The sequence below is a fragment of the Streptomyces sp. NPDC001599 genome, assembly GCF_042893535.1.
In the GTDB taxonomy this organism is placed as follows: Bacteria; Actinomycetota; Actinomycetes; order Streptomycetales; family Streptomycetaceae; genus Streptomyces.
This window is the reverse complement of sequence record NZ_JBIAVA010000002.1, coordinates 607,175-627,254: the sequence shown is the minus strand read 5'-3', so window position 1 is coordinate 627,254 and position 20,080 is coordinate 607,175. Positions and strand designations below refer to the sequence as shown.

Below are 20,080 nucleotides of genomic sequence, written 5' to 3'. Positions count from 1 at the left end.
CACGGAGAAACGTTAGTCAAACGGGGCGAACCGGGCGATTGCCTCCGCCCCGTGCGGTCGGCTCACTCGCCCGGCCACCGGGGCGCCCGCTTCTCGTTGAACGCCGCCACGCCCTCCGCGCGGTCCCCCGAGAACGCCACCGACCGCCACGCCGCGTCCTCGACCTCGAGGCCCGCCCGCAGGTCCAGCCCGTGCCCGAGGCGCAGCGCGCGCTTGGCCGCGCGCAGGCCCACGGGTGAGTTCGCGGCCATCCGGGAGGCCAGCTCCAGGGCCTCCTCCCGGTCCCGTCCCTCCTCCACCAGCTGGTCCACGAGCCCCAGCTCGCGCGCCTCGTCGGCCGCCACCCGCCGCGCCGTGAACACCAGCTCGGCCGCGCGCGCCGCACCCACCCGGCGCGGCAGCAACTGCGTACCGCCGCCGCCCGGAATCACCCCCACCGACACCTCCGGCAGCCCCACCACGGCCGTGGGGTCGGCCACGATCACGTCGCACGACAGCGCCAGCTCGAACCCGCCGCCCAGCGCGAAGCCGTGCACGGCCGCGACCGTCGGCACCGGCAGCTCCAGCACCGCGGTGTACGCCCCGCGCGTCACCGGCCGCTGCCGCAGCAGATCGGCGTCGGTGAAGGAGTTGCGCTCCTTCAGGTCCGCCCCCACGCAGAACGCCCGCTCGTGCGTCGAGGTCAGCACCACCACCCGTACGTCCCGGTCCTCGCCCAGCGCCGCGCAGGCCGCGCCCACGGAGCGGGCCATCGCGGTCGAGACGGCGTTCATGGCCTTCGGCCGGTCGAGCGCGAGCTCCGCGACATGCCCCTCCCCGTGCCGCCGCACCAGGACGAACTCTCCGAACCGCTCCTCGCTCATGACACCCTCCGGTTAACGCGTGTTAACAAGTAGACCGCCCGATCATCGCAGGCGGGCCCGCCCGGGGGAAGGCCGGGCGCGCCCGGCCCCGACCAACCCCGCTTACCCGTTCGAGTGACATACGGCCGACCGCCGTACCCCGGCCCACGGCAGCCCATAGCCTCGCTCCGCCAGGGCGCAGCGGGGGCGCGTGCGCACCGGGGAGGGATCATGACGACGACCGGCACACCGACAGAGCCGCGGTACGCGTGGGGCCGCCGCGGCCGGCACCGCAGGCCCCGCTCCCGCAAGGTGCTGCTGGCCGCGGGCGGCCTCGCCCTGGCGGCGGGCACCCTGAGCGTCGTACGCCTGCTGCCCGAGCCCGGCGGCGGCTTCGGCGCCGGGGCCGAACCGCGCGTGGAGGGCGGCGGGCGGGCCACGGCCTCGGACCGGGCCGCGGCCCCGGACCGGGCGACGGCCCCCGCCACCGGCACCGACGGCGAGCCGTCCGGAACCGGCCCCTCCGCGACGTCCGCCATGGGCGGCCTGAGCGGCTCCCCCGGACCGGGCCTCATACCCGGTCTCGTGCCCGGCCCCTCCGCGAGCGGTCCGGCGCTCCCGCTTCCCACCGCTACGACCGCGCGCACCCCGGGCACCCGCAGTCCGGGGGAGGGAGACAGGGAAGGGCAAGAGGGACGGGAACCGGGGGAACACACCGGCGACCAGGCTCCTGCCCCGGAGACCCCGACACCCCAGCCGTCGCGGTCCGACCGTCCCGCGCCGCCACCGGACCGCGGCACGCCACCGACGTCCGATCCGGAGCCGGAACCCGACGACCCCGGCCTGTGCGTGCCGGTCATCGGCCTCTGCGTGGACCTGCTCCGCGGCTGACGGACGACTGCCGCGCGCTACGACGACCTGGGGCCGCGGCCTACGACTCCCCGCCGCCGCCGTCCCGGCGCGTGAGCAGCCACGGCTCGACCACGCCGAGACCGCGCACCGGCCGCTGCCACATCGGCTGGAGCGCGAAGCGGTACACCGGCGGCTCCTCGCCCTCCTTCTCCGCCGCGGCGGCCTCCTCCGCTGCCGCCGCCTCCGAGGCGGGGGCGTCCCGGGTACGGATCAGCTCCTCCGCGAAGGCGGTGTCGACGAGGACCGCGTCCTTGGGGGCTATCGAGGTGAGCCGGGAGGCCAGGTTGACGGTCGTGCCGAAGACGTCGCCCATCCGGGTGGTGACCGTGCCGAAGGCGATGCCGACGCGCAGTTCCGGCATGGTCTCGTCGTTGGCCATCGTCTCGATCAGCCGCAGGGCGATCTCGGCCGCCGTACCGGCGTCGTCGGCGGCGTAGAGCACCTCGTCGCCGAGGGTCTTGACCAGCCGTCCGCCGCGCGCGGCCACCAGGTCGGCGGAGGTGGTCTCGAAGGCCTCGACCAGCTCGCCGAGCTCCTCCTCCTCCATCCGCCGGGTCAGCCGCGTGAAGCCGACCAGGTCCGCGAAGCCGACGGCGAGCCGACGGTCCACCATCTCCTCGTCGTCCCCGGCCTGGATGACCCGGCCGGCCGAGGCGGCGAGCTGGCGCCGCCAGACGTAGACGAGGAACTCCTGAAGCTCGGGCAGGAGCAGCTCGACGATCGGGTACGTCACCTCGGTGCGCGTCATCCCGGGCTCGGGGGGCTCGGTCAGGCCCTCCAGGAAGGAGTCGATCTGCCACTCGGCCAACCGGGCGGTGGTCTGCCCCGTGGACCGGGCGACCTGGACGGCCATCGCCTCGCTGAGCAGTCCCGCCTCCACCAGACCGGCCAGGCGCCGCAGGGCGAGGACGTCGGCCTCGGTGAGCGCCTTGGCCTGGCCGATGTCGGCGAAGCCCATGGCCCGCCAGAAACGGGAGGCCAGTTCCATGGAGACGCCCGCGCTGCGGGCGGCCTGGAAGGGGGTGTAGCGGCGCTCGGCGCCCAGGATGAGCCCTTCGAGGCGCAGCGCGAGCGGGTCATCGCCGGGGTCGGCGGAGTCCGGGGCGGGCTCGGGGTCCACCCGGCCGTCCCCGTCCGCGCCGGAGCCGGTGTCGTCGACGGTCACGCCTGCTGCCTTTCCGATCTGCCGCGGTCAGGTTCGACCGGCCCCAACTTTACGTCAGGTGTGCCCCAGCTCACTCCCGTGCGTCCCGTACTCCGAGGGTGCCCCGGGGCCGCGCTCACGCCAACCGCAGGTGCACGATGTCCCCGGCGCCCACCGGCTCCTGCACCCCCGCCCCGGTCGCGAGGACCAGCCGCCCGTCGCCGTCCACGGCCACGGCCTCCCCGACGAGCGACCGGTCGCCCGGCAGCTCCGCGCGCACCATGCGCCCGAGCGTCGCGCAGCCCGCCGCGTACGTCTCCTGGAGCCCGCTGGCCGCCGGGTCGCCGCCCGCCCCGCGCCAGCGCCCGTACCAGTCCTCCAGCGACCGCAGCACGCCGCGCAGCAGCGGGTCCCGGTCGGTGTTCACGGCCCCGGCCAGGGCCAGCGACCCGGCCCGCGGGACCGGCAGCTCGTCGGCGCGGAGCGAGACGTTGATGCCGACGCCGATGACGACGCCGTCGTCCCCGGCCCGCTCGGCGAGGATGCCGCCGGCCTTGCGCTCCTCGTCGCCGACGGTCACCAGCAGGTCGTTGGGCCACTTCAGGGCGGTGTCGACCCCGGCCACCCGGGACAGCCCGGTCGCCACGGCGACGCCGGTGAGCAGCGGCAGCCAGCCCCAGCGGGGCACGGGGACCTCCGCGGGCCGCAGCAGCACGGAGAAGAACAGCCCGGAGCGGGCGGGTGCCGTCCACTGCCGGTCGAGCCGCCCCCGCGCGGCACTCTGCTCCTCGGCGACGAGGACGACACCCTCCGCCAGGTCGCCCTCGGCGGCCCGGGCCACGAGGTCGGAGTTGGTGGAGCCGGTGCGCTGCACGACGTCGACCTGCCGCCACAGCCCGCCCTCCCGCACCAGTCCCCGGCGCAGGGCCGTGCTGCTGAGGGGCGGCCGGTCCAGGTCGGACCACCGGCTGTTCGGAGCGTCGTTCGGTGAGTCGGAGGAATCTCGGGGCGTCATGCAACCCACCCTAGGTGTGGGAAACACCGCACTGCCGAACGGAAGGCCCCCTACTACTCTACGAACGAGTAACCGTCCCCCCTTTTGAGCAGGCAGGGAGCCGCATCCCGATGTCCGAGCCGGAAGAGCAGCAGCCCGACATCCACACGACCGCGGGCAAGCTCGCGGACCTGAGGCGCCGTATCGAGGAAGCGACGCACGCCGGTTCCGCACGCGCCGTCGAAAAGCAGCACGCCAAGGGCAAGCTGACGGCTCGTGAACGCATCGACCTCCTCCTCGACGAGGGTTCCTTCGTCGAGCTGGACGAGTTCGCCCGGCACCGCTCCACCGCCTTCGGCCTCGACGCCAACCGCCCCTACGGCGACGGCGTCGTCACCGGCTACGGCACCGTCGACGGACGCCCCGTCGCCGTCTTCTCCCAGGACTTCACCGTCTTCGGCGGCGCGCTGGGCGAGGTCTACGGCCAGAAGATCGTCAAGGTGATGGACTTCGCCCTCAAGACCGGCTGCCCCGTCATCGGCATCAACGACTCCGGCGGCGCCCGCATCCAGGAGGGCGTCGCCTCCCTCGGCGCCTACGGCGAGATCTTCCGCCGCAACACCCACGCCTCCGGCGTCATCCCGCAGATCAGCCTGGTCGTCGGCCCGTGCGCGGGCGGCGCGGTCTACTCCCCCGCGATCACCGACTTCACGGTGATGGTCGACCAGACCAGCCACATGTTCATCACCGGCCCCGACGTCATCAAGACGGTCACCGGCGAGGACGTCGGCTTCGAGGAGCTGGGCGGCGCCCGCACCCACAACTCCACCTCGGGCGTGGCCCACCACATGGCCGGCGACGAGAAGGACGCCGTCGAGTACGTCAAGCAGCTCCTGTCCTACCTGCCGTCCAACAACCTCTCCGAGCCCCCCGCCTTCCCCGAGGAGGCGGACCTCGCGGTCACGGACGAGGACGCCGAGCTGGACACGATCGTCCCGGACTCGGCGAACCAGCCCTACGACATGCACGCCGTCATCGAGCACATCCTGGACGACGGTGAGTTCTTCGAGACACAGCCCCTGTTCGCGCCGAACATCCTCACCGGCTTCGGCCGCGTCGAGGGCCGCCCGGTCGGCATCGTCGCCAACCAGCCGATGCAGTTCGCCGGGTGCCTGGACATCACCGCCTCCGAGAAGGCGGCCCGGTTCGTGCGCACCTGCGACGCCTTCAACGTCCCCGTCCTCACCTTCGTGGACGTCCCCGGCTTCCTGCCGGGCGTGGACCAGGAGCACGACGGCATCATCCGCCGCGGCGCCAAGCTGATCTTCGCCTACGCCGAGGCCACGGTCCCTCTGATCACGGTCATCACCCGCAAGGCCTTCGGCGGCGCCTACGACGTCATGGGCTCCAAGCACCTGGGCGCCGACCTCAATCTGGCCTGGCCCACCGCCCAGATCGCCGTCATGGGCGCCCAGGGCGCGGTCAACATCCTGCACCGCCGCACCATCGCCGACGCCGGTGAGGACGCCGAGGCCACCCGGGCCCGCCTGATCCAGGAGTACGAGGACACCCTCCTCAACCCCTACACGGCGGCCGAGCGCGGCTACGTCGACGCCGTGATCATGCCGTCCGACACCCGCCGCCACATCGTCCGCGGCCTGCGCCAGCTGCGCACCAAGCGCGAGTCCCTGCCTCCGAAGAAGCACGGCAACATCCCCCTGTAAGGAGCCGCTGTGACCATCAAGGTCGTACGGGGCAACCCCACCCCGGAAGAACTGGCCGCAGCCCTGACGGTGGTCAGGGCCCGCGCGGCAGCGACGGAAGCGGAGCCGTCCACCACCGACCGCCCGCGCGACGCATGGTCCGACCCGTCCCGCATCGCGACGGCCCGCCTGCCCCACCCCGGCCCGACGGCATGGGGCCGCACGTTCTGGCCGGGCTGAGTACCGAGGGGCGCGGGGAACCGCGCACGTCACCGGAACCCCGGCGCCCCGAATAAGTACCCGTACTCAAGCCCCGCCCCCCGGCCAAGCCGCACGCTAGTGACATGCTGTGGTCCGACCCCGAGAACGAGCCGCCCAAGGAACTGCGCGACACGCAGGACATGCTGCGGCGGCTGAGCGTGTTCCTGGCGCTGGCCATGGTCCTCGCGATGATCGTCCTCGGCCTGGGATGAGCCGGCCCCGCCCGGGTGACTAACCTGGCCCCATGACTGCTCAGTCCCGCCGCCGACTCGTCCTCGCCTCCCAGTCCCCGGCCCGGCTCGGCCTGCTGCGCCAGGCGGGGCTCGCCCCTGAGGTCCTCGTGAGCGGTGTCGACGAGGAGGCCGTCACCGCCCCCACCCCCGCCGAACTGGCCCTCGCCCTGGCCGAGGCCAAGGCGTCCGTGGTGGCCGCGAGGCCGGAGGTGCACGGCGCCCTGGTGATCGGCTGCGACTCGGTGCTCGACCTGGACGGCCAGGCGCTCGGCAAGCCGGCGGACGCGGAGGAGGCCACCGCCCGCTGGAAGGCGATGCGCGGCCGGGCGGGCACCCTGCAGACCGGTCACTGCGTCTGGGACACCGCCTCCGGCCGCCACGTCTCGGCGACCGCGTCCACGGTCGTCCGCTTCGGCGAGCCGACCGACGACGAGATCGCCGCCTACGTGGCCTCCGGGGAGCCCCTCCACGTCGCCGGGGCGTTCACCCTGGACGGCCGCTCGGCCCCGTTCATCGACGGCATCGACGGCGACCACGGGAACGTCATCGGCCTCAGCCTGCCCCTGCTGCGCCGCCTCCTCGCCGACCTCGGGACGGGTATCACGGAGTTGTGGGCGCCGGCGGAGGGCTGACCGGGGAGCCGTCATCGCCCTTGCCGTCCTCGGCCCGCTGCCCGGCGGCGGGCTCCTCCCGGGCGTCGTACGTCATCAGCAGCAGCACGATCAGACCCAGTACGACGATCATGAAGATGAAGGCGCCGGGTCCGACCAGCCCCCAGGTGAAGGCTCCGAGCAGCCCGTGCACCACGGCGGCGCTGATCAGCAGGATCCGGCCGAGCCCCGCGGGCGCGCGGTCGCGCAGCGCCACGAGCAGGGCGACCAGGGCGCACAGCGCGAAGTACAGCCCGAAGACCACCCCGCCGATCTTCGAGGACACGGACATCATGTCCGGGTCCAGACCGGCCAGGGACATGTCCTGACGGTCGACGACGATCGACAGGAACCAGTTCAGCGCCGCGACGCCGACCGCCTCCGCGAAGAGCACGACCGCCACGGTCCACGCCACCGGCCTGCGCACTGACACCGGCCCCCACCCACCTTCGACGGCTGCCGCACAGGACAGCTGTTACCCCAAGTACGTTCGAGACCCGAGGAACGCTACTAACGGGTAAACCTCGCCACAAGGGTTCCGGCACGAGCAAAGAATCATTGGGCCATTAGTAGGGACTCCACAAAGAAACCGAGTGGCCCGCGGCACGCCCTTACAGAGACCTTGACCACACAGGAGGGCTAGGGTTTGCCCCAGGAGTCCTGCGTACCGCGGTACTACAAGGGCTTTCGGGGGTCGAGCGAGCCTCGAATCACGCTCCGTGTGGGCAAGCTCACCATTGGGGACGGGTCGAAGTGCCGTGTCGGCAGTCCCTAAACTCGGCTTGTTTCAAGGAGGGAGCCTCAATCGTGCGCAAGGTGCTCATCGCCAATCGTGGCGAAATCGCTGTCCGCGTGGCCCGGGCCTGCCGGGACGCCGGGATCGCGAGCGTGGCCGTCTACGCGGATCCGGACCGGGACGCGTTGCATGTCCGTGCCGCTGATGAGGCGTTCGCCCTGGGTGGTGACACCCCCGCGACCAGCTATCTGGACATCGCCAAGGTCCTCAAGGCCGCGCGTGAGTCGGGCGCGGACGCCATCCACCCCGGCTACGGATTTCTCTCGGAGAACGCCGAGTTCGCGCAGGCGGTCCTGGACGCCGGCCTGATCTGGATCGGCCCGCCCCCACACGCCATCCGCGACCTCGGCGACAAGGTCGCCGCCCGCCACATCGCCCAGCGGGCCGGCGCCCCCCTGGTCGCGGGCACCCCCGACCCCGTCTCCGGCGCGGACGAGGTCGTCGCCTTCGCCAGGGAACACGGCCTGCCCATCGCGATCAAGGCCGCCTTCGGCGGCGGCGGGCGCGGCCTGAAGGTCGCCCGGACCCTCGAAGAGGTGCCGGAGCTGTACGACTCCGCCGTGCGCGAGGCCGTGGCCGCCTTCGGCCGCGGCGAATGCTTCGTCGAGCGCTACCTCGACAAGCCCCGCCACGTGGAGACCCAGTGCCTGGCCGACACCCACGGCAACGTGGTCGTCGTCTCCACCCGCGACTGCTCCCTCCAGCGCCGCCACCAGAAGCTCGTCGAGGAGGCCCCCGCCCCCTTCCTCTCCGACGCCCAGATGGAGGAGCTGTACGCCTCCTCCAAGGCGATCCTGAAGGAGGCCGGCTACGTCGGCGCCGGCACCGTGGAGTTCCTGGTCGGCATGGACGGCACGATCTCCTTCCTGGAGGTCAACACCCGCCTCCAGGTCGAGCACCCGGTGACCGAGGAGGTCGCCGGCATCGACCTGGTCCGCGAGATGTTCCGCATCGCCGACGGCGAGGAACTCGGCTACGACGACCCGGCCCTGCGCGGCCACTCCTTCGAGTTCCGCATCAACGGCGAGGACCCCGGCCGCGGCTTCCTGCCCGCCCCCGGCACCGTCACCCTCTTCGAGGCGCCCACCGGCCCCGGCGTCCGCCTGGACGCCGGCGTCGAATCCGGCTCGGTCATCGGTCCCGCCTGGGACTCCCTCCTCGCGAAACTGATCGTCACCGGCCGCACCCGCGCCGAGGCACTCCAGCGCGCCGCCCGCGCCCTGGACGAGTTCACCGTCGAGGGCATGGCCACCGCCATCCCCTTCCACCGCACGGTCGTGCGCGACCCGGCCTTCGCTCCCGAACTGACCGGCTCCACGGACCCCTTCACGGTCCACACCCGGTGGATCGAGACGGAGTTCGTCAACGAGATCAAGCCGTTCACCACGCCCGCCGACACCGAGGCGGACGAGGAGAGCGGCCGTGAGACGGTCGTCGTCGAGGTCGGCGGCAAGCGCCTGGAAGTCTCCCTCCCCTCGAGCCTGGGCATGTCCCTGGCCCGCACCGGCCTGGCGGCCGGGGCCCGCCCCAAGCGCCGCGCGGCCAAGAAGTCCGGCCCCGCCGCCTCGGGCGACACCCTCGCCTCCCCGATGCAGGGCACGATCGTCAAGATCGCCGTAGAGGAGGGCCAGGAAGTCCAGGAGGGCGACCTGATCGTCGTACTCGAAGCGATGAAGATGGAACAGCCCCTCAACGCCCACAGGTCCGGCACCATCAAGGGCCTCACCGCCGAAGTCGGCGCCTCCCTCACCTCCGGCGCCGCCATCTGCGAGATCAAGGACTGACCAGTCCCGCACCACGGCAGGGGCGCCCGGCGGACCAGCTCACACGGTCCGCCGGGCGCCCCTGTCACTGCCGCGGGACGGGGACCGCTGGACGAGGCCCTACCGGCGACGCATGTCGGCGACGCGCGCCCGCTCCGCCCCGCCTCCCTGCTCGCCCAGGGCGGTGGCAGACCGCAACCCCGCACCCGCACCCGGAACCTGACGGCGCGGCCCCGGAAGCGGCACGTCCCGACGCTGCTGACGCCCCACGGAATCACCCCCCGAGGCCCCCGGGGCCCCCGAAGCCCCGGTGCCGTTCGCCGTACCACCCCCCGACGCCCCGGCCACGGCGATCTGCACGCCCTGGTCGGCCAGGGCCTGGAGCTCGGTGGCGGCACGCTCGTCGTGGGTCGGCGACTCGTCGGTGACCAGACGGGTGATGACGTCGGTGGGCACGGTCTGGAACATGGTGTCCGTACCCAGCTTGGAGTGGTCGGCGAGGACGACGACCTCGGCGGCTGCCTGGACCAGCGCCCGGTCGACGGACGCCGACAGCATGTTGGAGGTGGACAGCCCCCGCTCGGCGGTCAGCCCGCTCCCGGACAGAAAGGCCTTGGAGACCCGCAGCCCTTGGAGCGACTGCTCGGCCCCCGACCCCACCAGGGCGTAGTTGGACCCCCTGAGCGTGCCACCGGTCATCACCACCTCGACCCGGTTGGCATGGGCGAGGGCCTGGGCCACCAGCAACGAATTGGTGACGACGGTCAGTCCGGGCACCCGCGCGAGCCGGCGGGCCAGCTCCTGCGTCGTCGTACCCGCCCCCACCACGATGGCTTCGCCCTCTTCGACGAGGCCTGCGGCGAGATCGGCGATGGCCGTCTTCTCGGCGGTCGCGAGATGAGACTTCTGCGGAAAGCCGGACTCTCGCGTGAACCCGCCCGGCAGTACCGCACCGCCGTGCCGGCGGTCGAGGAGTCCTTCTGCCTCCAGTGCGCGCACGTCCCGCCGTACGGTCACTTCGGAGGTCTGGACGACGCGGGCGAGCTCACGGAGCGACACGGCCCCGTTCGCTCGCACCATTTCGAGGATCAATTGGCGACGTTCTGCAGCGAACACGAAACTGACAGTAACCCCAACGACCGTCTGCTTTCAGCAGTATGCGCCGAATAACAGAAGTTGTTCGCATGCCACCACCGGAAGTGGTATACGGGCCTACCCCGGCCGCCTATGCCATCCGCAAGCACCGCAACTCCCCGTGACCAGCGGGGAGTCATTTCCAGCCGCGCCCGCCGGACTACTGCTCCCCGCCGCTCTTCCGGGTGTGCAACTGCCGTGCCACCTCGGCGATCGACCCCGACAGCGAGGGATACACGGTGAAGGCGTTGGCGATCTGCTCGACCGTCAGATTGTTGTCGACGGCGATCGAGATCGGATGGATGAGCTCCGAAGCACGCGGCGCCACCACCACACCCCCCACCACGATCTCGGTACCGGGCCGGCAGAAGATCTTGACGAAGCCGTCCCGGATGCCCTGCATCTTGGCGCGCGGGTTGCGCAGCAGCGGCAGTTTCACCACGCGGGCGTCGATCTTGCCCGCGTCCACGTCGGCCTGCGAGTACCCGACGGTGGCGATCTCGGGATCGGTGAAGACGTTGGCGGACACGGTCTTCAGGTTCAGCGGGGTCACGGCGTCCCCGAGGAAGTGGTACATGGCGATCCGCCCCTGCATCGCCGCCACCGAGGCCAGCGCGAAGACGCCGGTGACGTCACCGGCGGCGTACACGCCGGGAGCCGAGGTCCGCGAGACCCGGTCGGTCTTGATGTGCCCCGAGTCCTTGAGCCGGACGCCCGCCTCCTCCAGCCCCATCCCCTCCGTATTGGGAATGGCACCGACGGCCATCAGGCAGTGCGACCCGCCGATGACCCGCCCGTCCGACAGCGTCACCTCGACCCGGTCCCCCACCCGCTTGACGGACTGGGCCCGCGACCGCGACATGACGTTCATCCCGCGCCGCCGGAACACGTCCTCCAGCACGGCGGCCGCGTCCGGGTCCTCACCGGGCAGCACCCGATCACGCGACGACACGAGAGTGACCCGCGACCCGAGCGCCTGATAGGCGCCGGCGAACTCGGCACCGGTGACACCGGACCCCACCACGATGAGCTCTTCGGGCAGCTCCTCCAGGTCGTACACCTGGGTCCAGTTCAGGATCCGCTCCCCGTCGGGCCGCGCGTCCGGCAGCTCCCGCGGATGACCGCCCGTAGCGATGAGCACCGCATCGGCGGTCAGCGTCTCCTCGCTCCCGTCAGCGGCCCGCACCACGACCTTGCGCGACCCGTCGAGCCCCTGCATGCCCTCCAGCCGCCCGCGCCCGCGCATGACCCGCGCACCGGCGCGCGTCACGGAGGCGGTGATGTCGTGCGACTGCGCCAGCGCGAGCCGCTTCACCCGCCGGTTGACCTTGCCCAGATCGACGCCCACCACCCGGGCGGCCTGCTCCATGGGCGGGGTGTCGTCGGCGACGATGATCCCCAGCTCCTCATAAGAGGAATCAAAGGTGGTCATCACCTCAGCCGTGGCGATGAGGGTCTTGGACGGCACGCAGTCGGTCAGCACCGACGCCCCGCCCAGGCCGTCGCAGTCGACGACGGTCACCTCCGCGCCGAGCTGAGCGGCCACCAGCGCCGCTTCGTATCCGCCGGGTCCGCCACCAATGATCACGATCCGAGTCACGTACCCCATTGTCCCGCACGCTTCAACGAGAGGCCGCCCGGGGCCACCACCGTCAAGACAGCGGTGCCCGACACCCCTGCCGTACCCTTCCCCTCATGTCGCTCTACGCCGCTTACGCCGGCAACCTCGACGCGCGGCTGATGACCCGCCGCGCCCCGCACTCGCCGCTGCGCGCCACCGGCTGGCTGAACGGGTGGCGGCTGACCTTCGGGGGCGAGCACATGGGCTGGGAGGGCGCACTCGCGACCCTGGTCGAGGACCCGATCTCCCAGGTCTTCGTCTCCCTCTACGACATCGCCCCGATGGACGAGGACTCCCTGGACCGCTGGGAGGGCGTGGGCCTGGACATCTACCGCCGCACCCGGGTGCGCGCACACACCCTGGAGGGCGAGGAGGGCGCCTGGACCTACGTCCTGAACGCCTACGAGGGCGGCCTGCCCTCCGCCCGCTACCTGGGCGAAGTGGCGGACGCCGCCGAATCGGCCGGCGCCCCCCACGACTACGTGATGGAACTCCGCAAACGCCCCTGCTGAGCACCACCTCGTCAAAACCTCCAACCCAAAAACCACCATCCCGTGACCTCCACCATCTACGCGCGTAGCCATAAACCGGCTACCCTCTTCGGCGTGAACGCATCTCTTCTTCCGGACGACATCCAGGGCGCCACCCCCGTTGACCCGGGGGCCGCCGCCGACGCCGCCGCGGCCCGCCTGCGCGAGCTCACCGGCGCCGAGACCCACGACGTCGCCCTCGTGATGGGCTCCGGCTGGGCACCGGCCGTGGACGCCCTGGGCGCCCCCGAGGCCGATCTCCAGGTCACCGACCTCCCGGGCTTCCCCAAGCCCGCGGTGGAGGGCCACGGCGGCAAGGTCCGCTCGTACACCCTCGGCGACAAGCGCGCACTGGTCTTCCTCGGCCGCACCCACTACTACGAGGGCCACGGCGTCGCCGCCGTCTCCCACGGCGTCCGCACCGCCGTCGCGGCCGGCGCCAAGACGATCATCCTGACCAACGGCTGCGGCGGCCTGCGCGAGGGCATGCGCCCCGGCCAGCCGGTCCTGATCAGCGACCACATCAACCTCACCGCCACCTCCCCCATCATCGGCGCCAATTTCGTCGACCTCACCGACCTCTACTCCCCCCGCCTGCGGGCGCTGTGCAAGGAGGTCGACGCCACCCTCGAGGAGGGCGTCTACGCCCAGTTCCCCGGCCCGCACTACGAGACCCCGGCCGAGATCCGCATGGCCCGCGTCATCGGGGCCGACCTGGTGGGCATGTCGACGGTCCTGGAGGCGATCGCGGCCCGCGAGGCCGGGGCGGAGGTCCTGGGCATCTCCCTGGTCACCAACCTCGCCGCCGGCATGACGGGCGAGCCCCTCAACCACGAGGAGGTCCTCCAGGCGGGCCGCGACTCCGCCGCGCGCATGGGGACCCTGCTGACCCGGGTCCTGGCCCGCCTGTAGACCGAGACCCACCGGTCCGGCGTTCGCCGGTGCCCGGGGCGGGCGCGGGCGCGGGGGTGGGGAGCGCGGCCCGGCGCTTACGGGGCCTCCCCCAGTGCCTGAACGGCCTGGGAGGTACCCCCACCGCCCACCCGTGCCGCCCCAGCGGCACGACTGCCCGCAGCGGCGGCGGGGCGTGGCGACTGCCCGCAGCGACGGCGGGGGAGCCGCGTACGGCGAGGCAGGGGACGCGGAGCGTTGGCGGGGAAAGCCGCGTACGGCGGTGAGGGGCCGTGTCGGGGGGTGTCCGCCCGCAGCGGTTGGCGCGTCAACGCCCCGAGCCTCTTCAAGAAACCGATTTCGCGCCGTTCCGAGGACGGACACCCCCCGGCGCGGCCCCCCCCCCCCCCCCCGCCCCACCCCGCGCCGCGCCCCCCCCCCCCCCCCCCCCCCCCGCCCCCCGGCCCCCCACCCCCCCCCCCCCCCCACACCCGCCCCCCCCCCCCGCCCCGCCCCCCCCCCCCCCCCCCCGCCGCCCCCCCGACCCACCCACCGGACACACCGCGCGACGCGCACCCCCACCGCCCCCCGCAGGCCGCCGCAGGCACCCACACACCACCGACACCCGAGAGGCTGACCGACGTGCAAGACGACCTCCTCGCACGAGCCAAGGCATGGCTGGCCGAGGACCCCGACGCGGACACCCGCACGGAACTCGCCCGCCTCATCGACGCCGAGGACCACGCCGAGCTCACCGCACGCTTCTCCGGCACCCTCCAGTTCGGCACCGCGGGCCTGCGCGGCGAACTGGGCGCCGGCCCGATGCGCATGAACCGCTCGGTCGTCATCCGCGCCGCCGCCGGCCTCGCCGCGTACCTCAAGAACCAGGGGACCCCCCACGGGGACGACACGGCCGGCCTCGTCGTCATCGGCTACGACGCCCGCCACAAGTCCGCGGACTTCGCCCGCGACACTGCCGCCGTGATGACCGGCGCCGGCCTCCGTGCGGCCGTACTCCCCCGCCCCCTCCCCACCCCCGTCCTCGCCTTCGCGATCCGCCACCTCGGCGCGGTCGCCGGAGTAGAGGTCACCGCCAGCCACAACCCGCCCCGCGACAACGGCTACAAGGTGTACCTCGGCGACGGCTCCCAGATCGTGCCCCCCGCCGACGCCGACATCGCCGCCGAGATCGACGCCGTGCGCACCCTCCACGACGTCCCCCGCCCCGAATCCGGCTGGCAGACCCTCGACGACGACGTCCTGGACGCCTACCTCACCCGCACGGACGCGGTCCTCGCCCCCGACTCCCCCCGCACCGCCCGCACCGTCTACACGGCGATGCACGGCGTAGGCAAGGACACCCTCCTCGCCGCCTTCGCCCGAGCCGGCTTCCCGAGCCCCACCCTCGTCACCGAGCAGGCCGACCCCGACCCGGACTTCCCCACCGTCGCCTTCCCCAACCCGGAGGAGCCCGGCGCGATGGACCTCGCCTTCGCGAAGGCGAGGGAGACGGCCCCCGACCTGATCATCGCCAACGACCCGGACGCGGACCGCCTGGCAGTGGCCGTACCCGACCCCGCAGAGGCCACCGGCTGGCGCATGCTCCGGGGCGACGAGGTCGGCGCCCTCCTCGCCGCCCACCTGGTCACCCGCGGAGCGCACGGCACGTTCGCGGAGTCGATCGTCTCGTCGTCCCTCCTGGCCCGCATCGCCGCGAAGGCGAACCTCCCCCACGTCGAAACCCTCACCGGCTTCAAGTGGATCGCCCGAGTCGAGAACATCCGCTACGGCTACGAGGAGGCCCTCGGCTACTGCGTGGACCCGGAGGGCGTCCGCGACAAGGACGGCATCACCGCGGCCCTCCTGATCACGGAGCTGGCTTCCACCCTCAAGCAGGCCGACCGCACCCTCCTCGACCTCCTCGACGACATCGCCGTGGAGCACGGCCTGCACGCCACCGACCAGCTCTCGGTCCGCGTGGAGGACCTCTCCCTCATCGCCGCCGCGATGCACCGCCTGCGCGAACAGCCCCCGACGACGCTCGCGGGCCTCCCCGTCACCGAGGCCGAGGACCTCACCCGGGGCACGGACACCCTCCCGCCCACCGACGGCCTGCGCTACACGCTCGACGGAGCCAGGATCATCGTCCGCCCGAGCGGCACGGAGCCCAAGCTGAAGTGCTACCTGGAGGTGGTCGTCCCAGTGTCCGACCACGCCGGCCTCCCCGCAGCCCGCGCCAAGGCTGCGGACCTCCTGACGGCGCTCAAGCGCGACCTGTCGACGGCGGCGGGCATCTAAAAAGCCGGGGGTGCAAAGCACCCCCGGCCACCCACCCGCACCGGCACCACCGGCACCGGCCACGTCACCCCACCCCGAACAGCACCCCCAGCGCCACCGCCCCGGCCACCACCGGCACGACGATCTCGTACGCCCACCGCACGGTCACCCCGCCCTGCGAACCCTCGGCCGCCTTCCGCGCCTCCCACAGCTCCCGCAGCTCGTCCATGACCTTGTCCGCCTCGGCCCGCACCGGCCCGTCCGCCTCGACGGCCGAGGACCCGGAACCACCGCCCCGCGAACCGAACTGCCCCACGCCCCCGAGCACGCTCCCGCGCCTGCGCCCACCGGCCCCACCGGCGAGCCGCCGGTCCTCCTGCCGCGCCGCCTTCTTGCGCCCCCGCAGCGAGACGGGAATGGACCACAGCTGGAACTTGTCGCCGCCCTCGGTGAAGACCTCGTTCGAGTAGGCGGACCGGAACGACTCGACCTGCGCCCAGGGCAGGACGATCACGCGGAACGGATTGCGCACCCGCATCCGGTCGTCGTTGGCGAAGACGGCGGGCCGCACGGTGTAGGCGGCGACGAGCGGCACGAGGAAGACCAGCGCTGCGAGCGCCTTCCAACGGGTGTCCCCCTCGCCCGTGACCAGGGCGTCGATGCCGAGCCACAGCGCGAGGGCGAGTACCAGCACGCCTCCGGAGATACCCGCGGGCGAGCGGTAGGCCCGGTCCTTGGGCACGGGTCCCGAGGGCTGCGGCGAGGATGACTGGGGCTCCGGGGTGGTCATGCTGCCGATTGTGCCCGACGCCCCGCCCTGCGCTCACATGCGGTGCCGGTACGCCGCGGGTACAGGCGCCCGTGCCCGGACCGGCCCGCGGGGGCTGTACAGACCGCTACGCGCGTAGATATGCTCCTCTGGTGACCATGCCCACCACTGCACCCGCCGCAAACGGACCCGCACAGGGCCCCGCAAACGGACCCGCACAAGGATTCGCCGACGTCACCGCGTCCGACAGCACCCTGCGCCGCTTCCTCCACGGACTGCCCGGCGTCGACACCGTCGGCCTGGAGGCGCGCGCCGCCTCCCTCGGCACCCGATCCATCAAGACCACCGCGAAGGCGTACGCCCTCGACCTGGCCATCTCGATGGTCGACCTGACGACGCTGGAAGGCGCGGACACCCCGGGCAAGGTCCGGGCGCTCGGCGCGAAGGCGGTCCGCCCCGACCCGACCGACCGCACGGCCCCGGCGACGGCGGCCGTCTGCGTCTACCCCGACATGGTGCCCACCGCCAGGGAAGCCGTCGCCGGCTCCGGCGTGAAGGTCGCCTCGGTCGCCACGGCGTTCCCGGCCGGCCGCGCCTCGCTGGCCGTCAAGCTGGCCGACGTGCGCGAGGCCGTGGCGGCGGGCGCGGACGAGGTCGACATGGTCATCGACCGCGGCGCGTTCCTCGCGGGGAACTACATGAAGGTGTACGACGAGATCACCGCGGTGCGCGAGGCGTGCGGCACATCGGCCCGCCTCAAGGTCATCTTCGAGACCGGCGAGCTGTCGACGTACGACAACATCCGCCGCGCCAGCTGGCTCGGCATGCTGGCGGGCGCGGACTTCATCAAGACCTCGACCGGCAAGGTCGCGGTCAACGCGACACCCGCCAACACGCTCCTCATGCTGGAGGCGGTCCGCGACTTCCGCGCCCAGACCGGCGTCCAGGTCGGCGTGAAGCCGGCCGGCGGCATCCGCACCGCGAAGGACGCGATCAAGTTCCTGGTCCTGGTCAACGAGACGGCGGGCGAGGACTGGCTGGACAACCACTGGTTCCGCTTCGGCGCCTCCTCGCTGCTGAACGACCTGCTGATGCAGCGCCAGAAGCTGACCACGGGCCGTTACTCCGGCCCCGACTACGTGACGGTGGACTGATCACCATGGCACCTGTTTTCGAGTACGCACCGGCGCCCGAGTCGCGCGCGGTCGTCGACATCGCCCCCTCCTACGGCCTGTTCATCGACGGCGAGTTCACCGAGGCGGCCGACGGCAAGGTCTTCAAGACGGTCTCCCCCGCCACCGAAGAGGTCCTCTCCGAGGTCGCCGAGGCAGGCGAGGCGGACGTCGACCGCGCCGTGAAGGCCGCCCGCAAGGCCTTCGAGAAGTGGTCGGCGCTGCCCGGCGCGGAGCGCGCGAAGTACCTCTTCCGCATCGCCCGCGTCATCCAGGAACGCAGCCGGGAACTGGCCGTCCTGGAAACCCTCGACAACGGCAAGCCGATCAAGGAGACCCGCGACGCCGACCTCCCCCTGGTCGCCGCGCACTTCTTCTACTACGCGGGCTGGGCCGACAAGCTCGACCACGCGGGCTACGGCGCCGACCCCCGCCCCCTGGGCGTCGCGGGCCAGGTCATCCCCTGGAACTTCCCGCTCCTGATGCTGGCGTGGAAGATCGCCCCGGCCCTGGCCACCGGCAACACGGTGGTTCTGAAGCCCGCCGAGACGACCCCCCTCTCCGCCCTGTTCTTCGCGGACATCTGCCGCCAGGCCGGGCTGCCCAAGGGCGTCGTCAACATCATCACCGGCGACGGCCGCGCCGGGGCGGCGCTGACCGCGCACCCCGACGTGAACAAGGTCGCCTTCACGGGCTCCACGGCGGTCGGCAAGCAGATCGCGCGCGCGGTCGCGGGCACCCGCAAGAAGCTCACCCTCGAACTCGGCGGCAAGGGCGCCAACATCGTCTTCGACGACGCCCCGATCGACCAGGCCGTGGAGGGCATCGTCAACGGCATCTTCTTCAACCAGGGCCAGGTCTGCTGCGCCGGCAGCCGACTCCTGGTCCAGGAGTCGATCCACGACGAACTCCTCGACTCCCTCAAGCGCAGGCTCACCACCCTCCGCCTGGGCGACCCCCTGGACAAGAACACGGACATCGGCGCGATCAACTCCGCCGAGCAGCTGGCCCGCATCACCGCGCTCGCCGACCAGGGCGAGGCGGAGGGCGCCGAGCGCTGGTCCCCGGCCTGCGAACTGCCCTCCTCCGGCTACTGGTTCGCCCCGACGCTCTTCACGAACGTCACCCAGGCGCACACGGTCGCCCGGGACGAGATCTTCGGCCCGGTCCTGTCCGTCCTCACCTTCCGCACGCCGGACGAGGCGGTCGCCAAGGCCAACAACACGCCGTACGGCCTGTCGGCGGGCATCTGGACGGAGAAGGGTTCGCGCATCCTGGCGGTCGCGAACAAGCTCCGTGCCGGTGTGATCTGGTCCAACACGTTCAACAAGTTCGACCCGACGTCGCCGTTCGGCGGCTACAAGGAGTCGGGCTTCGGCCGCGAGGGCGGCCGCCACGGCCTGGAGGCGTACCTCGATGTCTGAGCGACTCAGTGTCTTCAAGACCTACAAGCTGTACGTCGGCGGGAAGTTCCCGCGTTCCGAGAGCGGCCGGGTGTACGAGGTGACCGACGCAAAGGGCAAGTGGCTGGCGAACGCGCCGCTCTCCTCCCGCAAGGACGCCCGTGACGCGGTGGTCGCCGCGCGCAAGGCGTTCGGCGGCTGGTCCGGCGCGACGGCGTACAACCGCGGGCAGATCCTCTACCGCGTCGCAGAGATGCTCGAGGGCCGCCGCGACCAGTACGTCGCGGAGGTCGCCGACGCGGAGGGCCTGTCGAAGTCGAAGGCGGCGGCGCAGGTGGACGCCGCGATCGACCGCTGGGTCTGGTACGCGGGCTGGACCGACAAGATCGCGCAGGTGGTCGGGGGCGGCAACCCGGTCGCGGGCCCCTTCTTCAACCTGTCCTCCCCGGAGCCGACCGGCGTCGTCGCGGTCCTGGCCCCGCAGGAGTCGTCGCTCCTCGGCCTGGTCTCGGTCGTCGCCCCGGTCGTCGCGACCGGCAACACGGCGGTCGTGGTGGCGTCGGAGAAGTCGCCCCTCCCCGCGCTCGCCCTGGGTGAGGTCCTGGCCACCTCCGACGTCCCCGGCGGTGTGGTGAACATCCTGTCCGGCCGTACCGCGGAGATCGCCGCCCCGCTCGCCGCCCACCAGGACGTCAACGGGATCGACCTCGCGGGCGCCGACGAGACGCTGGCGACGGAACTGGAGATCGCAGCCGCCGACAACCTCAAGCGCGTGCTGCGTCCACAGCCTGTGGACAACACCGACTGGTCGGCGACGCCGGGCACGGACCGCATGACGGCGTTCCTGGAGACGAAGACGGTCTGGCACCCGACGGGCGCACTGGGCGCCTCCGGCTCGTCGTACTGACCGAATCCACGGTCACCCGACGTCGCATCAACGGTCACCGCATCCACCGTCACCCGACGCCGCATCCGGCATCGACGC

The 20,080-nt window shown here is 72.4% G+C and carries 19 protein-coding genes; 12 read left to right on the top strand and 7 right to left on the bottom strand.

All coding sequences use genetic code 11. The features are described from left to right. Positions 1-62: 62 nt before the first annotated feature. The gene (locus ACFYZ3_RS07555) at positions 63-863 is read right to left on the bottom strand and encodes an enoyl-CoA hydratase/isomerase family protein (protein WP_388514576.1); all 801 of its coding nucleotides are present in this window, start codon (positions 861-863) and stop codon (positions 63-65) included. Between the two features lie 210 nt (positions 864-1,073). Here ACFYZ3_RS07555 and ACFYZ3_RS07550 point away from each other — a divergent pair, with 210 nt between their 5' ends. Beyond that, the gene (locus ACFYZ3_RS07550; protein WP_388514574.1) at positions 1,074-1,733 is read left to right on the top strand and encodes a hypothetical protein; all 660 of its coding nucleotides are present in this window, start codon (positions 1,074-1,076) and stop codon (positions 1,731-1,733) included. A 40-nt stretch (positions 1,734-1,773) separates the two neighbouring features. On the opposite strand, the gene ACFYZ3_RS07545 is transcribed toward ACFYZ3_RS07550, so the two are convergent. Together ACFYZ3_RS07545 and ACFYZ3_RS07540 are read right to left on the bottom strand one after the other, a co-directional pair. Further along, a complete protein-coding gene (locus tag ACFYZ3_RS07545; RefSeq protein WP_356360936.1) occupies positions 1,774-2,919 on the bottom strand; it encodes an adenylate/guanylate cyclase domain-containing protein in 1,146 nt (381 codons plus the stop codon). Between the two features lie 115 nt (positions 2,920-3,034). Next, positions 3,035-3,913: a biotin--[acetyl-CoA-carboxylase] ligase gene (locus tag ACFYZ3_RS07540; RefSeq protein ID WP_388514571.1), complete on the bottom strand. Its 879-nt coding sequence runs from the start codon at positions 3,911-3,913 to the stop codon at positions 3,035-3,037. 110 nt (positions 3,914-4,023) lie between these two features. On the opposite strand from ACFYZ3_RS07540, the gene ACFYZ3_RS07535 reads away from it, so the two are divergent. From ACFYZ3_RS07535 to ACFYZ3_RS07520, 4 genes are all read left to right on the top strand, one after another. After that, positions 4,024-5,616 carry an acyl-CoA carboxylase subunit beta gene (locus ACFYZ3_RS07535; RefSeq protein ID WP_388514569.1) on the top strand — a complete coding sequence of 531 codons (1,593 nt, stop codon included), beginning with the start codon at positions 4,024-4,026 and terminating at the stop codon, positions 5,614-5,616. A gap of 9 nt (positions 5,617-5,625) precedes the next feature. Further along, a complete protein-coding gene (locus tag ACFYZ3_RS07530) occupies positions 5,626-5,835 on the top strand; it encodes an acyl-CoA carboxylase subunit epsilon (RefSeq protein WP_388514567.1) in 210 nt (69 codons plus the stop codon). A 104-nt stretch (positions 5,836-5,939) separates the two neighbouring features. Then, entirely contained in the window at positions 5,940-6,068 is a 129-nt protein-coding gene (gene mmpB, locus ACFYZ3_RS07525; RefSeq protein ID WP_109033116.1) for a morphogenic membrane protein MmpB, read from the top strand. A gap of 32 nt (positions 6,069-6,100) precedes the next feature. Continuing rightward, positions 6,101-6,721: a nucleoside triphosphate pyrophosphatase gene (locus ACFYZ3_RS07520; protein WP_361003382.1), complete on the top strand. Its 621-nt coding sequence runs from the start codon at positions 6,101-6,103 to the stop codon at positions 6,719-6,721. Here the strand turns inward: ACFYZ3_RS07520 and ACFYZ3_RS07515 are convergent. Continuing rightward, positions 6,690-7,172, bottom strand: coding sequence for a hypothetical protein (locus ACFYZ3_RS07515; RefSeq protein WP_388514566.1), 483 nt, complete (start codon positions 7,170-7,172; stop codon positions 6,690-6,692). The genes ACFYZ3_RS07520 and ACFYZ3_RS07515 overlap by 32 nt on opposite strands. Positions 7,173-7,546: 374 nt before the next feature. Here ACFYZ3_RS07515 and ACFYZ3_RS07510 point away from each other — a divergent pair, with 374 nt between their 5' ends. Next, positions 7,547-9,319 carry a biotin carboxylase N-terminal domain-containing protein gene (locus tag ACFYZ3_RS07510; RefSeq protein ID WP_361003376.1) on the top strand — a complete coding sequence of 591 codons (1,773 nt, stop codon included), beginning with the start codon at positions 7,547-7,549 and terminating at the stop codon, positions 9,317-9,319. 99 nt (positions 9,320-9,418) lie between these two features. Here the strand turns inward: ACFYZ3_RS07510 and ACFYZ3_RS07505 are convergent, their stop codons facing one another. Together ACFYZ3_RS07505 and ACFYZ3_RS07500 are read right to left on the bottom strand one after the other, a co-directional pair. Next, positions 9,419-10,414 carry a DeoR/GlpR family DNA-binding transcription regulator gene (locus ACFYZ3_RS07505; protein WP_388514565.1) on the bottom strand — a complete coding sequence of 332 codons (996 nt, stop codon included), beginning with the start codon at positions 10,412-10,414 and terminating at the stop codon, positions 9,419-9,421. A 178-nt stretch (positions 10,415-10,592) separates the two neighbouring features. Further along, positions 10,593-12,041, bottom strand: coding sequence for an NAD(P)H-quinone dehydrogenase (locus ACFYZ3_RS07500; RefSeq protein WP_388514564.1), 1,449 nt, complete (start codon positions 12,039-12,041; stop codon positions 10,593-10,595). Positions 12,042-12,127: 86 nt separating this feature from the next. Here ACFYZ3_RS07500 and ACFYZ3_RS07495 point away from each other — a divergent pair, with 86 nt between their 5' ends. The 3 genes from ACFYZ3_RS07495 to ACFYZ3_RS07485 all read left to right on the top strand — a co-directional run bounded on the left by ACFYZ3_RS07495 (position 12,128) and on the right by ACFYZ3_RS07485 (position 15,772). Further along, complete coding sequence (locus ACFYZ3_RS07495) at positions 12,128-12,565, top strand: gamma-glutamylcyclotransferase (protein WP_104634037.1); 438 nt, start codon at positions 12,128-12,130, stop codon at positions 12,563-12,565. Between the two features lie 93 nt (positions 12,566-12,658). Continuing rightward, positions 12,659-13,495 (top strand): purine-nucleoside phosphorylase, encoded by an 837-nt coding sequence (locus tag ACFYZ3_RS07490; RefSeq protein WP_388514562.1) that lies wholly within the window; start codon positions 12,659-12,661, stop codon positions 13,493-13,495. 621 nt (positions 13,496-14,116) lie between these two features. Further along, positions 14,117-15,772, top strand: coding sequence for a phospho-sugar mutase (locus tag ACFYZ3_RS07485; protein ID WP_388514561.1), 1,656 nt, complete (start codon positions 14,117-14,119; stop codon positions 15,770-15,772). Between the two features lie 64 nt (positions 15,773-15,836). On the opposite strand, the gene ACFYZ3_RS07480 is transcribed toward ACFYZ3_RS07485, so the two are convergent. Next, the gene (locus tag ACFYZ3_RS07480; RefSeq protein WP_388514559.1) at positions 15,837-16,541 is read right to left on the bottom strand and encodes a PH domain-containing protein; all 705 of its coding nucleotides are present in this window, start codon (positions 16,539-16,541) and stop codon (positions 15,837-15,839) included. Between the two features lie 137 nt (positions 16,542-16,678). On the opposite strand from ACFYZ3_RS07480, the gene deoC reads away from it, so the two are divergent. The 3 genes from deoC to ACFYZ3_RS07465 are packed head-to-tail and all read left to right on the top strand — an operon-like array spanning position 16,679 to position 20,002. Further along, complete coding sequence (deoC, locus tag ACFYZ3_RS07475) at positions 16,679-17,674, top strand: deoxyribose-phosphate aldolase (protein ID WP_361004690.1); 996 nt, start codon at positions 16,679-16,681, stop codon at positions 17,672-17,674. Positions 17,675-17,679: 5 nt separating this feature from the next. Then, positions 17,680-19,116, top strand: coding sequence for an aldehyde dehydrogenase family protein (locus ACFYZ3_RS07470; protein WP_388514558.1), 1,437 nt, complete (start codon positions 17,680-17,682; stop codon positions 19,114-19,116). Further along, a complete protein-coding gene (locus ACFYZ3_RS07465) occupies positions 19,109-20,002 on the top strand; it encodes an aldehyde dehydrogenase family protein (RefSeq protein ID WP_388514556.1) in 894 nt (297 codons plus the stop codon). The genes ACFYZ3_RS07470 and ACFYZ3_RS07465 overlap by 8 nt, the downstream gene beginning before the upstream one ends. Positions 20,003-20,080 lie beyond the last annotated feature (78 nt).